At 70.0% G+C, this 13645-nt stretch carries 12 protein-coding genes; 5 read left to right on the forward strand and 7 right to left on the reverse strand.

The annotated features are described in order from the left end of the window. Window positions 1-275: 275 nt before the first annotated feature. From ACQEU8_RS18430 to ACQEU8_RS18445, 4 genes are read left to right on the forward strand one after another with little or no spacing between them, the layout of a single operon-like run. Window positions 276-1250, forward strand: a complete 975-nt coding sequence (locus ACQEU8_RS18430) for an ABC transporter ATP-binding protein (RefSeq protein ID WP_433102505.1) — start codon at window positions 276-278, stop codon at window positions 1248-1250. Continuing rightward, window positions 1240-2196, forward strand: coding sequence for an ABC transporter permease subunit (locus ACQEU8_RS18435; RefSeq protein ID WP_433101912.1), 957 nt, complete (start codon window positions 1240-1242; stop codon window positions 2194-2196). The genes ACQEU8_RS18430 and ACQEU8_RS18435 overlap by 11 nt, the downstream gene beginning before the upstream one ends. After that, entirely contained in the window at window positions 2193-3143 is a 951-nt protein-coding gene (locus tag ACQEU8_RS18440) for an ABC transporter ATP-binding protein (RefSeq protein ID WP_433101914.1), read from the forward strand. Before ACQEU8_RS18435 ends, ACQEU8_RS18440 begins: the two co-directional genes overlap by 4 nt. 22 nt (window positions 3144-3165) lie before the next feature. Continuing rightward, window positions 3166-3888 carry an ABC transporter permease subunit gene (locus tag ACQEU8_RS18445; RefSeq protein ID WP_433101916.1) on the forward strand — a complete coding sequence of 241 codons (723 nt, stop codon included), beginning with the start codon at window positions 3166-3168 and terminating at the stop codon, window positions 3886-3888. Between the two features lie 133 nt (window positions 3889-4021). Here the strand turns inward: ACQEU8_RS18445 and ACQEU8_RS18450 are convergent, their stop codons facing one another. From ACQEU8_RS18450 to ACQEU8_RS18460, 3 genes are all read right to left on the reverse strand, one after another. Beyond that, entirely contained in the window at window positions 4022-4822 is an 801-nt protein-coding gene (locus tag ACQEU8_RS18450; protein ID WP_433101918.1) for a hypothetical protein, read from the reverse strand. 382 nt (window positions 4823-5204) lie between these two features. Further along, entirely contained in the window at window positions 5205-6602 is a 1398-nt protein-coding gene (locus tag ACQEU8_RS18455) for an FAD-binding oxidoreductase (RefSeq protein WP_433101920.1), read from the reverse strand. Between the two features lie 115 nt (window positions 6603-6717). Continuing rightward, window positions 6718-7338: a TIGR03086 family metal-binding protein gene (locus ACQEU8_RS18460; protein WP_433101922.1), complete on the reverse strand. Its 621-nt coding sequence runs from the start codon at window positions 7336-7338 to the stop codon at window positions 6718-6720. Window positions 7339-7458: 120 nt separating this feature from the next. Between ACQEU8_RS18460 and ACQEU8_RS18465 the strand changes: the two genes are divergently transcribed. Continuing rightward, window positions 7459-8490, forward strand: coding sequence for a helix-turn-helix transcriptional regulator (locus ACQEU8_RS18465; protein ID WP_433101924.1), 1032 nt, complete (start codon window positions 7459-7461; stop codon window positions 8488-8490). A 66-nt stretch (window positions 8491-8556) separates the two neighbouring features. Here ACQEU8_RS18465 and ACQEU8_RS18470 read toward each other — a convergent pair whose 3' ends face one another. The 4 genes from ACQEU8_RS18470 to efeB form a co-directional block, all read right to left on the reverse strand. After that, the gene (locus ACQEU8_RS18470; protein WP_433102507.1) at window positions 8557-9393 is read right to left on the reverse strand and encodes an HAD family hydrolase; all 837 of its coding nucleotides are present in this window, start codon (window positions 9391-9393) and stop codon (window positions 8557-8559) included. Between the two features lie 5 nt (window positions 9394-9398). Continuing rightward, window positions 9399-10676, reverse strand: a complete 1278-nt coding sequence (gene serS, locus ACQEU8_RS18475) for a serine--tRNA ligase (RefSeq protein ID WP_433101926.1) — start codon at window positions 10674-10676, stop codon at window positions 9399-9401. Window positions 10677-11306: 630 nt separating this feature from the next. Then, a complete protein-coding gene (gene pheA, locus ACQEU8_RS18480; protein ID WP_433101928.1) occupies window positions 11307-12236 on the reverse strand; it encodes a prephenate dehydratase in 930 nt (309 codons plus the stop codon). A gap of 42 nt (window positions 12237-12278) precedes the next feature. After that, on the reverse strand, window positions 12279-13631 hold the full coding sequence (gene efeB, locus ACQEU8_RS18485) for an iron uptake transporter deferrochelatase/peroxidase subunit (RefSeq protein WP_433101930.1): 1353 nt from the start codon (window positions 13629-13631) through the stop codon (window positions 12279-12281). Window positions 13632-13645: the final 14 nt, after the last annotated feature.

Raw genomic sequence — 13645 nt, forward strand, 5'->3', positions numbered from 1 at the left:
GCCTCTCGGCTGCCCCCAGCCCTCCCGGCCTCCCAGCTCTCCCGACCCCACCCAGCCCCCGGCCCCCGGCCCTCCCGGCCCCTAACCCCGGGCCCTTTCGGCTCCCCCCCCCCGGCCCGCCCCGCCCGACACCCCCTCCCACCCCGACCCCTACGGGAGGCACTCCGACCTGAGAGGGACCACCCGGAGCACCTGAGAGGTACGGACCCGGGCCGGAAACCGGCGCCGCGTCTGACGCGGACGCGACGATTCGCTCATAGCGTCGAAGCGTGACTGTGATCGCGATCGAAAGCCTCAGCAAGCGGTTCCCCCGGGTGACCGCACTGGACCGGCTGACCGTCGGCATAGAGCCGGGTGTCACCGGCCTGGTGGGCGCCAACGGAGCCGGAAAGTCCACTCTCATCAAGATCCTGCTCGGGCTGTCCCCCGCCACCGAAGGCAGTGCGGCCGTGCTCGGCATGGACGTGGCCACCCAGGGCGGCGCGATCCGGGAGCGGGTGGGGTACATGCCCGAGCACGACTGTCTGCCCCCGGACGTGTCCGCCACCGAGTTCGTCGTCCATATGGCGCGGATGTCGGGGCTGCCCGCGACGGCAGCCCGGGAGCGCACCGCCGACACCCTGCGCCACGTAGGCCTGTACGAGGAGCGCTACCGGCCCATGGGCGGCTACTCGACGGGCATGAAGCAGCGGGTCAAGCTCGCGCAGGCCCTCGTGCACGATCCGCGGCTCGTCCTCCTCGACGAGCCGACCAACGGACTCGACCCCGTCGGACGCGACGAGATGCTCGGTCTGATCCGCCGCGTCCACACCGACTTCGGCATCTCCGTACTGGTCACCTCGCACCTGCTGGGTGAGCTGGAGCGCACCAGCGACCACATCGTCGTCATCGACGGCGGCAAGCTGCTGCGCTCCTCCTCCACCGCGGACTTCACCCAGCGCACCGCCGTCCTGGCGGTCGAGGTCACCGACACCGACGAGCACCCTGACGGCACCGCGGCTCTGCGTACCGCCCTCCGGAAGGCCGGCCTCGCCCCGCACGAGCCGGCGCCCGACAACGCTCTGGCACCCGGCGCCGGGCATCTGGTCACCCTCGACATCGGCAGCGAGGCCGGGGACGCCGACGAATCGGTCTTCGACACCGTGCGGAACACCGCGGCCGAGCTCGGCCTCGGGCTCGTCCGCATGGAACAGCGCAGGCACCAGATCTCCGAGGTCTTCACGGAAAGGAGCGCCGGCGATGTCGCCTGACCGCACCACAGGGCACCCCGACCCCGCGCAGCCCACCGCCCCCGCACACGGCCGGGCGGCCACCGCCGAACGCGGCCAGGACGTCATCCACAACATCGGCTACCGCGGCTACGAGGGCCCCCGCCTGGGCCGCTCCTACGCGCGGCGTGCCCTGTTCACACAGTCGCTGCGCGGCTCCTACGGGCTGGGCCGTTCGGCCAAGTCCAAGGTCCTGCCGATGCTGCTGTTCGCCGCGGTGTGCGTGCCGGCCGCGATCCTGGTGGCAGTCGCGGCCCTCACCAAGAGCAAGGAGCTGGAGGCCGGATACGCCGAGTACGTGCTGCTGATGCAGCCGCTGCTGGGCATCTACCTGGCCGCTGCCGCACCGCAGGCCATCTCCATGGACCTGCGTTTCAAGACGACTCCGCTGTATTTCTCGCGCCCCATGGAGCGCAGCGACTATGTGGCCGCCAAATACGCGGCACTCTCGGCAGCCCTCTTCCTGTTCACTGCTGTGCCCGTACTGATCATGTACGTCGGCGCCCTGCTGGTGAAGCTGGACTTCTCCGACCAGACCAAGGGAGCCGCCCAAGGGCTCGTCTTCTGCGCGCTGTTCGCACTGCTGCACGCTGCCATCGCCGCCTGGATCGCCGCGCTCACGCCGCGCCGCGGCTTCGGTGTCGCCGCGATCATCGTGGCCATCACGGTGCCGTACTTCCTCGTCACCGCACTCCAGGGCATCGCCCTCACCTCCGACAACAGCAGCGCCATCGGCTGGCTCGGTCTGGGCTCGCCCGGAACGCTGTTGGACGGCATCCAGAGCAGGTTCCTGGACGGCCGCTCCGGATTCCCGGACGCGCAGACGCTCACCGGCGCCCAAGGCGCCTGCTACCTCGCTGTCTTCGTGGCGCTGGTCGCCTGCTTCTACGCCCTTCTGCTGCGCCGCTACCGAAAGGCCGGACTGTGACCACGATCCACATCGACCGCGTCTCCCGCTGGTTCGGAAACGTCGTCGCGGTCAACGACATCACGATGGACATCGGCCCTGGTGTCACCGGTCTCCTCGGTCCCAACGGTGCCGGAAAATCCACTCTCATCCATATGATGGGCGGCTTCCTGGCACCCTCCAACGGCACCGTCACCCTGGAGCCCTCGCCCGGCCCCGACGGCAGGCCCGTGACGGCGGCGCAGATCTGGCGCAACGAGGACTCCTACCGCCACATCGGCCTGGTGCCCGAGCGCGAGGGGATGTACGACTTCCTCACGGGCCATGAGTTCGTACTGGCCAACGCCGAACTGCACAGCCTGCCCGACCCGCGTGCCGCAGCTGCCGAGGCGCTGGCGACAGTTGAGATGGAGTACGCGCAGGACCGCCGTATCTCCACCTATTCCAAGGGCATGCGGCAGCGCGTGAAAATGGCCTCCGCACTGGTGCACCACCCCTCGGTGCTGCTGCTGGACGAGCCGTTCAACGGGATGGACCCGCGCCAGCGCATGCATCTGATGGAACTGCTGCGCAAGATGGGCGACGAGGGCCGCACCGTGCTGTTCTCCTCGCACATCCTGGAGGAGGTCGAACAGCTCGCCTCCCACATCGAGGTCATCGTCGCCGGACGGCATGCCGCCAGCGGCGACTTCCGCAAGATCCGCCGGCTGATGACCGACCGCCCGCACCGCTACCTTGTGCGCTCCAGCGACGACCGGCGGCTGGCTGCGGCACTCATAGCGGACGCCTCCACGGCGGGCATCGAGGTGGACAAGGCCGAGGACGCACTGCGCATCCAGGCCGTCGACTTCACCCGTTTCACCACGCTGCTGCCCCGCCTCGCGCGGGAGCACGGTATCCGGCTCTACACCGTCTCGCCCTCCGACGAGTCCCTGGAGAGCGTCTTCTCGTACCTCGTCGCGGCCTGAGCGGCGGAAAGGAGCTGAACCGATGTACAACCCGACGGTCGCGCGGCTCACCTATCGCGCACTCCTCGGCCGCCGCCGCGCGCTCATCCTGTGCGCGCTGCCGGCACTGCTGCTCGTCGTAGCCGCCGCCGTACGTGCCATGAACGGCGCCGACGACGCGGTGACCAGCCAACTGCTGGGCGGCTTCGCGCTCGCCACACTGGTGCCGCTGATCGGCGTGATCGCCGGAACAGGCGCCATCGGCCCGGAGATCGACGACGGCTCTGTCGTCTATCTGCTATCCAAGCCGGTCTCACGCACCTCCGTCATCATCACCAAGCTGCTCGTCGCCACCGGAACGACCGCCGTCTTCTCGGCCGTACCGGTGCTTGTCGCGGGCTTCATCCTGAACGGCAACAGCCAGCAGCTCGCTGTTGCCTACGCACTCGCCGCAGCGGTCGCCTCCATCGCCTACAGCGCGCTGTTCCTGCTGCTGGGAACGGTCAGCAGGCACGCTGTCGTCATCGGCTTGGTGTACGCGCTGATCTGGGAGGCGCTCATCGGCAGCCTGGTGCCGGGCGCCAAGACGCTGAGCGTGCAGCAGTGGGCACTCGCGCTCGCCGAGAAGGTGGCCGGCAGCGGCGCGGACGTCAGCTCGTCGGTGGGACTTGCGGCAGCAGTGGCGCTCATCGTGGTCGTCACAGTGGGCGGCACCCTGTTCGCCGGCCAGAAACTGCGCACGCTGACGCTCGCGGGGGAGGAGTAGCCGTACGGGAGGATGCGGAAAAGCGGGTGGGAGCGAGGGCTTGCTCCCACCCGCTGGGCGTTGCGTCAGCTGGACGCTTCGTCCTGTCCCCGGCCCGTACAACGAGCCGGGGACGCACCTCACTTCAGGACAGTCACTCCTCTCCGATCTCCGCATCTGGTGCCAGGGGTGTCGGTTCGGCGCCGACGGCGCGTACGACGCCGCGCAGCTCCCGGCGCATGGCGCGCATCTCCTCGCCCATATCGGCGAGCCGCTGGCTCATCGCGCACACCACCTGCTCGGTGCGCTCCGTGCGGCGTTCGGTCTCCGCCAGCCGGTGGTCCATGCGCTCGACCCGCGTCGAGAGACGGCCGATGACCGGCCCCAGCTCCTGGAGGACAGCGCCGAGTTCGGCACCGGCCGCCTCCAGATTGCCGACCCTGCGATCGAGCGAACCGTATCCGGCGGCCAGCGTGCTGACCGTCCGCCGCAGCTCCTCCGTCGACTGCCGCACCGCCTCGACCCCGGGGTGCGTACGGCTGCTCTCCTCGACGTCGAGGAGGTAGGTACGGACCCGCTGAGCAACCACACTGTCGCGCAGCAGCATCGCCACGTAGAGGACGGCACGGCGGCTGAAGACGGTGAGTCCACTGCGGCGCTGTGGATAACCGCTGTCCGGCCCGGATGAGACTGACATCGTGTCGGTCTGATATTTGTGCAGGTCAGCTCCCCTCAGAACGGTCATACCGTTGCTGACGAGCTCTTCGCGGTGTCGGGTGACCAACTTTTCCACAGTGTTCAGGGGCACTTCGAAGTAGTTGGCCACATCCCGGGTGGTGGCCTGTGCACCACCTGTGGAAAACGCCAACGCCTTGACTTTGTCGAGGACTTCGACCCTGTGTGCCATGCCGGAGCGCGCGCTGCGCGACTCCAGCAGGACGGAATCGGTGTACATGGCAGACCCTCCTGGGTCCTGGATTCGGACATGTCTGGAAAACCCCGATCACCTGGGGGTCGACAGGTGTCCGTATCCAGGAACCAGGAGCGGAGATCAGCTCATGTCTTCCCATGTACCGCACTACCGGCAAGAGACCGTTCGGTGCCCGCGTCGTCCTTCGGGCCGACTCTCAACCGGCTACCACCACTTCACACACTCTCGTCGCCGCGCTCTCCAGTCGTCTCCGCGCAATGGGTACAACGATTCGACAGTCGTACGGTTACGCGATTCGGGGGACGAGGGAACGTATTTCTCTCCCTCACCCCCGAATCGCCCCTCGCCCCGGCCCGCGCACCTCTCGTACCGGCCCGGAGGTCTGTATGGACCGGAAGGGGCGGGCTCAGCCGCGTCCAGCACCCCACAGGCTGAACCGGAACAGCCCCTGCGGATCGCACTGGGCCTTCAGCCGCTCCAGCCGCGCACTGTTCTCGTCCCCGTACACCGCCTGTGCGATATCGCGATCCTGCGGCCCGTACAGGAAATTGGCGTTCCGGCCGAGCGACTGGTCGCTCACCGGGGCCAGCACCCGCTCGTGTAGGGCGCGCACCACGTCCTCGCCCGGGTCCGACACCGGGGAGAGCACATACAGCAGATATTCCGCGTCCCGGTGCGCCACCGCGTTCGGTACGGCGGGCGGGTGGGCGAACGCACCGCCCAGGTGGCGCACGCTCAGCACACACATCGCCTCGGCCGACGGTCCGGAAGCCGCCAGTACGGCCCGCCGTGTGCTGTCGTCCAGCCCGTCCGCGCCCAGCATGACGTTGGCGCTGCGGTACGAGTGCGGCGTGTCCGGCTCGCTGAAGACTGCCGCGCACTCGGCGTACGGCATCTCCCGGAGCTCGTCCACCAGGAGCGAGCCGATGCCCCGCAACGGTTCGACCAGCCGCTCGCCCTCCTCCCGCGACCCGGTGAACGCGATGTGCACCTGTGCGAGATAACGGCCCCGCAGTGGTTCGGGAATGCCGGGTACGTCCGGCATCGGCAGCAGTGTCACAGCAGAGGTCAGCTCATCGGGGACCGACTCTGTCCACTTCTGCCAGATCCGCAGCACCTCTTCGGCGACCTGACCCCCGTCGAAGATGAGCCGCCCGCCGAAAATGCGCTCCACAGGGACGAGTTCGAGCTCCAGCCCGGTCACCGCACCGAAACCGCCGCCTCCCCCGCGCAGCCCCCAGAACAGCTCCGGGTCGCTCTGTGCCGTCACTTCGCGCAACCGGGCGTCTGCCGTGACGATATCGATCCGCCGCACCCGGTCCGCCGCGTAGCCGAACTCCCGCCCCAGCAGCCCGACTCCGCCGCCCAGCGCGTACGAGACGACGCCGACCCCGGGAGCCGAACCGTTGACGGGCGCCAGCCCGTGCCGTGCCGCCTCCGCCACCAGGTCGCTCGCCCGGACGCCCGCCTCGATCCAGGCGGTGCGTGCCGTCGTGTCGATCCGGATGCCCGTCATGTGACGCGTACTCACCAGCACGCCCTCACGGGCCGACTCGCCCAGGCCGTGCCCGGTCGCCTGTACGGCCAGCGGCAGCCCGTGCCGCTGCGCGTGGTCGACCGCCGCCCGCACGTCCTCCGCCGTGTGGGCCGCGACAATCACGTCCGGGCGGTGCGGATTCCCGGTCTGGAAACCGGTGCGCTCCTGGTCGTACCCCTCGTCCCCCGGTACGAGCACACTGCCGCGCACCGCGTCACGCAGTGCGTCCAGGGCCTCTTTCCGCATCCCGTCCGTCCTCCCCGTCATGCTGGTTTCTCCTGTCGCTCGTCCGGACTGTCGTGCGTCCGGACTGTTGGTCGTGGCAGGTCCGGGTCTCACCGGGCCATCCCTCGGTCCGTCCTCGGGCCGCCCTCGTTCCGGCCTACTGCTGCACCGTCCCCGGGGCCTGCCACTGCGGGTCCCGGCCCAGCCATGCGGCGAGTCGGGTGTAGGTGTCGGCGCCCTCCTGGACCTGCCGCACATCGCCGAACGGCATGTGCTCCCGGCCCTCGGCGGGCAGCGCCTGGTGCGCGGTGGCCAGAGCGAACTGACCCACCCCCTCGTCCAGTTCGCCGGTCCAGCCGATGGCCCGGGCCAGGTCCCAGGTGTGGCCGGCGGTCTCCATCACCGAACCCGAGAGCGCGTACCGGCCCGGCATCCGCCCCCAGGGCACCGTCACGTCAGTGTCCATCAATTCGTCGCTCTCCCAGGCACTGATCATGCGCTTACGGCCGTCCTCGTAGAGCTCGGGCCACTGCTGGGCCGGTACGTCGGCCGTCCACTCGGGAACATCCGGGCCCTTTCCGTCGCTGCCGTCGGGGACGGTCGCGATCCGGCGGGCGCCGCTGACGAGGTGGCCCAGCAGTGCCCGCACGTCGTACTCGGAACACGGGGTCGGCCCGTCGAGCTGCTCGGGCCGTACGGCGGCGATCACCTTCGCCGCCTGCGCGGTGGCGCCGGCGTACACAGGGCGGGGGTCGGGCATCTCAGGGGTGCTGTTCACAGTCCACTCCTAGGTGGTGCGGCAGGCTCCGGTGGTGCGAAGCCGGTGGCTTCGACGTGGAGGTGAGTCTGCCGTGAAAACTTGACAAAGCCCGTCAAGATTTTGCGGCACTGTGGTGACGTGAAATCCGACCGGCTGTTGGCCATCCTGTTGCTCCTCCAGACGCGCGGCCGTGTACCCGCCGACGAACTGGCAGCAGAGCTCGAGGTCTCCGCGCGGACCATCTACCGGGACGTGGAGGCACTGTCGGCCGCCGGGGTGCCCGTGTACGCGGAACGCGGGCGGCACGGCGGTATCACGCTGCTGCCCGGCTACCGCACCGATGTGACCGGCCTGACCGGCGACGAGGCCCGCGCTCTCTTCGTACTGGCGGCACAGGGCGTACATTCCGCGCTCGGTCTCGACAGTGCGCTGGTTTCGGCCCTGCGCAAGGTGATGGCGGCGCTTCCCGCGCCGCACCGTCCGGCAGCGGAACTGACCAGCCGCCGCATCCTGGTCGACCCCGACCGATGGCTGCCCGGCCCCCGTCGGGAGGTCGAACTCGACGCACTGCACACCGCCGTCTTCGCCGACCGCAGATTGCGCCTCCGCTACCGGCACAGTGGTGACAGCCGGCTGCGCACCTACACCGTCGATCCGTACGGTCTCGTCAGCAAGGCAGGCGTCTGGTACCTGGTCGCCGACCGGCGCCGCTCCCCCGCCCTCTTCCGCGTCGACCGGATCGCCTCCGCGACCGTGCTGGAGGAGCCGGTGCGGCGGCGCGACGAGGTCGAACTGGCGGATGTCTGGCACACGCTGCGCCGGCGTATCGAGGAGCGGCCCAGGGAGCTGCGGGTGACCGCACGGGTGCACCGCTCCCGGCTCGACATGTTCTCCCGGATCGTCGGACCGCTGCTGACCGAGTCCCCCGGTGCGCACGGAGAGGGACAGGACGAGGGCGACTGGGTCACCGTCCACCTCGCCTTCTCCGCCCTCCCAGGCGTCAGCGTGCTCCTCCAGTTCGGCCCCTGGGTGGAGGTGCTCGATCCTCCCGAGGCCGTCGACGAACTGTTGGCACGGGCCCGCGACGTGCTCGCGCTGTACGACCCGCAGCAGGAGCCGGAGCGGAAGCCGGAGCACGACACCGCACCGTCCCACGAGGCCGAGGAGTGAATCGCCTGCCGCACGGGCCCGTCAGCGGCTGCCCGCCCGTGGCCCTCACGGCCCACGGACAGGTCTCTACCGCCCCTGCGTGGCCAGCCGCTCCAGCACCAGTGCGATGCCGTCCTCGTCGTTGGAGGCGGTCACCTCGTCCGCGACGGTCAGCAGCTCCTCGTGGGCGTTCTCCATGGCGACGCCCCGCCCGGCCCAGGCGAACATGGGGATGTCGTTGGGCATGTCGCCGAACGCGATGGTCTCGGCGGCGCGGACCTTGAGCCGACGGGCCGCCAGGGCGAGCCCCTTGGCCTTGGACAGGCCCAGCGGCAGCAGTTCCACGATGCCCGCACCGGCCATCACGACGCCCACCAGATCGCCGACGGCTCCACGCGCGGCCTTCGCCAACTCGTCGTCGTCGAGCTGCGGGTGCTGGATGTAGAGCTTGTTCAGCGGCTGCCGCCAGATGGTCTCCCGGTCGTCGAACGGGATGTAGGGCAGCGGCCCGTCGTGGACGCGGTAGCCGGGACCGGCCAGCACCTCGCCGTCCACCCCGTCACGGGAGGCGGCCACCGCGACGGTGCCGACTTCCTTCTCGAGCTGTGTGAGGGCCTGTTCGGCAACCCGCCTGTCGAGCGTGACGGAGGTCAGCAGCCGGCCGGAGCCCGCGTCGTAGACCTGTGCGCCCTGTGCGCACACCGCGAGCCCTCGGTAGCCGAGGTCGGCCAGTATCTGCTTCGTCCACGGCACGGCCCGGCCGGTGACGACGATGTGCGCGGCACCGCGCCCGGTGGCGGCGGCCAGCGCTGCACGGGTGCGCTCCGAGACGGTGTCGTCGGAGCGCAGTAGTGTGCCGTCGAGATCGGTGGCGATCAGCCGGTAGGGGAACGCGTCGGTGCCGGAGCTGTCCCCGGCGGGCAGCGCGCTCACTTGGCGGCCGGCTCCAGTGCCTCACGGCCGCCCAGATACGGCCGCAGCACCGGCGGCACCCACACCGAGCCGTCCTCCTGCTGGTGGTTCTCCAGCAGCGCCACAATGGTGCGCGGCACGGCGCACAGCGTCCCGTTCAGCGTCGCCAGCGGCTTCACCTGCTTGCCGTCCCGCATCCGGACGGAGAGGCGGCGCGACTGGAACTCGGTGCAGTCCGACGTGGAGGTCAGCTCGCGGTACTTGCCCTGGGTGGGGATCCACGCCTCGCAGTCGAACTTGCGGGCCGCCGAGGAGCCGAGGTCGCCGGTGGCCACGTCGATCACCTGGAACGGCAGCTCCAGGGACGACAGCCACTGCTTCTCCCACTGGAGCAGCCTGCGGTGCTCCTCCTGGGAGTCGGCCGGGTCGACGTAGGAGAACATCTCCACCTTGTCGAACTGGTGGACCCGGAAGATGCCCCGGGTGTCCTTGCCGTACGAGCCGGCCTCGCGCCGGAAGCAGGGCGAGAAGGCGGCGTAGCGCAGCGGCAGCCGGTCGGCGTCGAGGATCTCGTCCATGTGGTACCCCGCCAGTGGCACTTCGGAGGTGCCGACGAGGTACAGGTCGTCCTTGTCCAGGTGGTAGACGTCCTGTGCGGCCTGGCCGAGGAAGCCGGTGCCGTCCATGGCCTGCGGCTTGACCAGCGCGGGCGTCAGCATCGGGGTGAAGCCGGCCTCGGTCGCCTGCGCGATGGCCGCGTTGACCAGGGCCAGCTCCAGCAGTGCCCCGATGCCGGTGAGGAAGTAGAAGCGCGAGCCCGACACCTTGGCGCCGCGCTCGACGTCGATGGCGCCGAGCTTCTGGCCCAGCTCCAGGTGGTCCTTGGGCTCGAAGCCCTCGGCGGCGAAGTCGCGGGGCGTGCCGATGGTCTCCAGGACGGTGAAGTCCTCCTCGCCGCCGACCGGGACCTCCGGGTGCACCAGGTTGCTGAGTTGGCGCAGCAGTCGCTGGGTTTCGGCCGCGGCCTCGTCCTTCTCCACGTCGGCGGCCTTCACCGCGCTCGCCAGCTCGCCGGTGCGGCGCAGCAGCTCCGCCTTCTCCTCGCCCTCCGCCTTGGGGATGAGCTTGCCGAGCTGCTTCTGCTCGGAGCGGAGTTCGTCGAAGCGGACGCTTGAGGACCTGCGCCGCTCGTCGGCGGAGAGCACCGCGTCGACGAGGCCGACGTCCTCTCCACGGGCGCGCTGCGAAGCGCGCGCACGGTCGGGGTCCTCACGGAGCAGGCGAAGGTCAATCACCCCGCCAGGGTACCGGTGGCTTCGGACGCCACTCGATTCGATATCCCTTTGCCGTGTTTGTCCGAATTGGGAGTTTTGCACCTCGGGAAAATACTGTTCTCGGGGTTTCTTGTTCTTCCGGTTTTCCGGCTTTCCGGCTTTCGGTGAGCGCGGTGCCGACCAGGTCGGCGCTGGTGCGAGCCCGGTGGACTGGACGCACTCGCGGGGGAGTTGAGCAGGCGTCCGGCGGTACTTATCCACAGCTGCGGTGGAGGCCGATTGAGTTTTCCACAGGGAAAGAAGTGGTGCTGTGGAAATGAGGGAGATCGGTTCCGGCATCTGTTCGGTCGGCGCGGAATTCCCGGGGTAAACCCGAAATACCCACTCAATCGAGGGGGATTAGCTCACTCCAAAGAGTTGATCGCTGGAATTGTGGTGACGGGGTGGGAGCTGGGGGCTGTGGAGGGAGATGGGGTCTGCATGCCGCTTTGTCGACTGAGTCCGTTTTCCCTGTCGACTTGTGCACAGGTCGCCACCCACCCCTGTGGATAACTTCGGAGTGCCTGTGTACGACGCCCATCCGGCCCGCTCCGGCCCCCGCACCCGGCCCTCTCGGGCCCCGCACCCGGCCTCCAGCCGGTCTCCGGTGTCTCAGTCCCGGCCGTCCAGGCAGCGCGACAGCCAGTCCGCCGCCGCGACGAAGTCCTCGTCCGCGGTGCCCGAGCGCAGCGTCGGCGGCTGCTCGTCAGCGCGCGGGTACGAGCCCAGGAAGCGCACCGCCCGGCAGGAGCGCTTCAGCCCCATCAGCACATCCCCCACCCTGCGGTCCTGCACATGGCCCTCGCAGTCCACCGAGAAGCAGTACTGCCCGATGCCCTCGCCCGTGGGCCGCGACTCGATCCGCATCATGTTGACGCCGCGCGAGGCGTACTCGTGCAGCACCTCCAGCAGCGCTCCTGGCTGGTCCCCGCGCAGCCAGAAGACCACCGAGGTCTTGTCCGCACCCGTCGGCGCCGCGGGACGCCCCGGCTGCCCCAGCAGCACGAACCGCGTCGTCGCGTTCTCCGCGTCGTGGATGTCGGTGACCAGCGGCTCCAGACCGTAGGTTGCGGCGGCGAACTCGCCGGCGAAGGCCGCGTCGTAGCGGCCCTCCTGCACTAGCCGGGCACCGTCCGCGTTGGATGCCGCCGACTCCCACAGGGCGTCCGGCAGATGCGCGGCCAGCCAGTTGCGCACCTGCGGCTGCGCGACCGGATGTCCGGTGACCGTCTTGACCTCCTCCAGCGTGGTGCCGGGGCGCACCAGCAGTGCGAAGGCGATCGGCAGCAGCACCTCGCGGTAGATCATCAGTCTGCGGCCGCCGGCCAGCTCGTCCAGGGTGGCCGTGACGCCGCCCTCCACCGAGTTCTCGATCGGTACGAACGCCGCCTGCGCCTCCCCGTTCCGTACGGCGTCCAGGGCCGCCGGGACCGACACCATCGGGGTGAGCTGACGGGTGGCGGCTTCGGGCAGGGTGTGCAGCGCGGCTTCGGTGAAGGTGCCCTCGGGGCCGAGGTACGTATAGCGGCTCGCAGGTGACATGCAGCCACGGTAGTCGCGCGGGGAGCGCACCGGGGGCCGGTCTCAGCCTTCGAGCAGCCGCTGCCCCACGTACTCGCCCTTCTGTGGGCCGCCCGGCACGGCGAACAGTCCGCTCGCCTCGTGCCGCAGGAAGCGCGACAGGGCGTCCCCCCGGTCGAGCTTGCGCTGGACGGGTACGAAGCCGCGCAGCGGGTCGGCCTGCCAGGCCAGGAAGATCAGCCCGGCATCCGGCGCACCGTCGTCCAGGAAGCCGTCGTGGAAGGAGAACGGACGCCGCAGCATCGCCGCTCCCCCGTTGCTCTCCGGAGCCGTCACCCGGATGTGCGCGTCCCCGGCGATCAGCGGCAGCCCGTCCGAGCCGCGCTTGTCCAGGTCCGGCTTGGTGTGCTCATGGCCGCCGGACAGTGGTGCGCCGTCGGACTTCCGCCGCCCTATCACCTTCTCCTGCTCGCTCAGCGAGTGCTGGTCCCACTTGTCGAGCAGCATCCGGATCCGCCGCTGCACCACGTACGAGCCGCCGGCCATCCAGGAGGGCTCCCCCGAGGACGGTACGAAGACCTTCTTGGTGAAGTCCTTCTCCTGCGGCTTGGGGTTGTTGGTGCCGTCGACCTGGCCCATCAGATTGCGCACCGTACGGGGGCGGTCGGTGGCGCCGGGGGAGCGGTTGAAGCCGGACATCTGCCAGCGCACCCGTGCCGTGCCCGCCGCCTCGCGCTGGAGGGCGCGCAGCGCGTGGAAGGCGACCAGCGCGTCGTCGGCACCGATCTGCACCCACAGGTCGCCGTCCGAGCGCTTCTTGTCCAGCGCGTCCGCCGAGAAGTCGGGCAACGGCGCGAGCTGCGCCGGCAGCCGGTCCTTCAGCCCTGTACGGGTGAAGAACGTACGGCCGAACCCGAACGTGACCGTCAGCGACGCCGGACCGGCGTCCAGCGCGATCCCGGTGTCCCGCTCCCCGTCACCGGGCGGCTCGCCCGCCATCATCCGTCGGGCCGCCTCGGACCAGCGGCGCAGCAGTGCCGCGGCCTGCTTCCGGCCCGCGTCCGGGGCGAGGTCGAAGGCGAGCAGATGGCCGTGCGCCTGCGCGGGCGTGACGATGCCCGCCTGGTGGGTGCCGTGGAACGGCACGGTGCTGGAGCCCAGCGTGGTCAGCGCCGTGGGGGGCGCGTCCTGGGCCGCCGAGTGCGCCCAGGCGCCGCCCGCGCCGCCCAGCGCCAGCCCGGCGGCGCCCGCCGCCGAGGCAGTGCCCAGCAGCCGACGGCGGGACAGCTGCGCCGCCGCCCCCGGGTGCTCCCTGCCCTGGCTCCGCGCGTCGGAGGCGCTGTCGTCGGCGTCGCCCCCCGGAGGGTTCTTCGCCGTCTTGCTGTTCCGCGTGTTGTGCGTGTCCTGGGTGCTCATGTTCGTCGCTCGGT

The sequence above is a fragment of the Streptomyces sp. CA-250714 genome (assembly GCF_050936705.1).
In the GTDB taxonomy this organism is placed as follows: Bacteria; Actinomycetota; Actinomycetes; order Streptomycetales; family Streptomycetaceae; genus Streptomyces.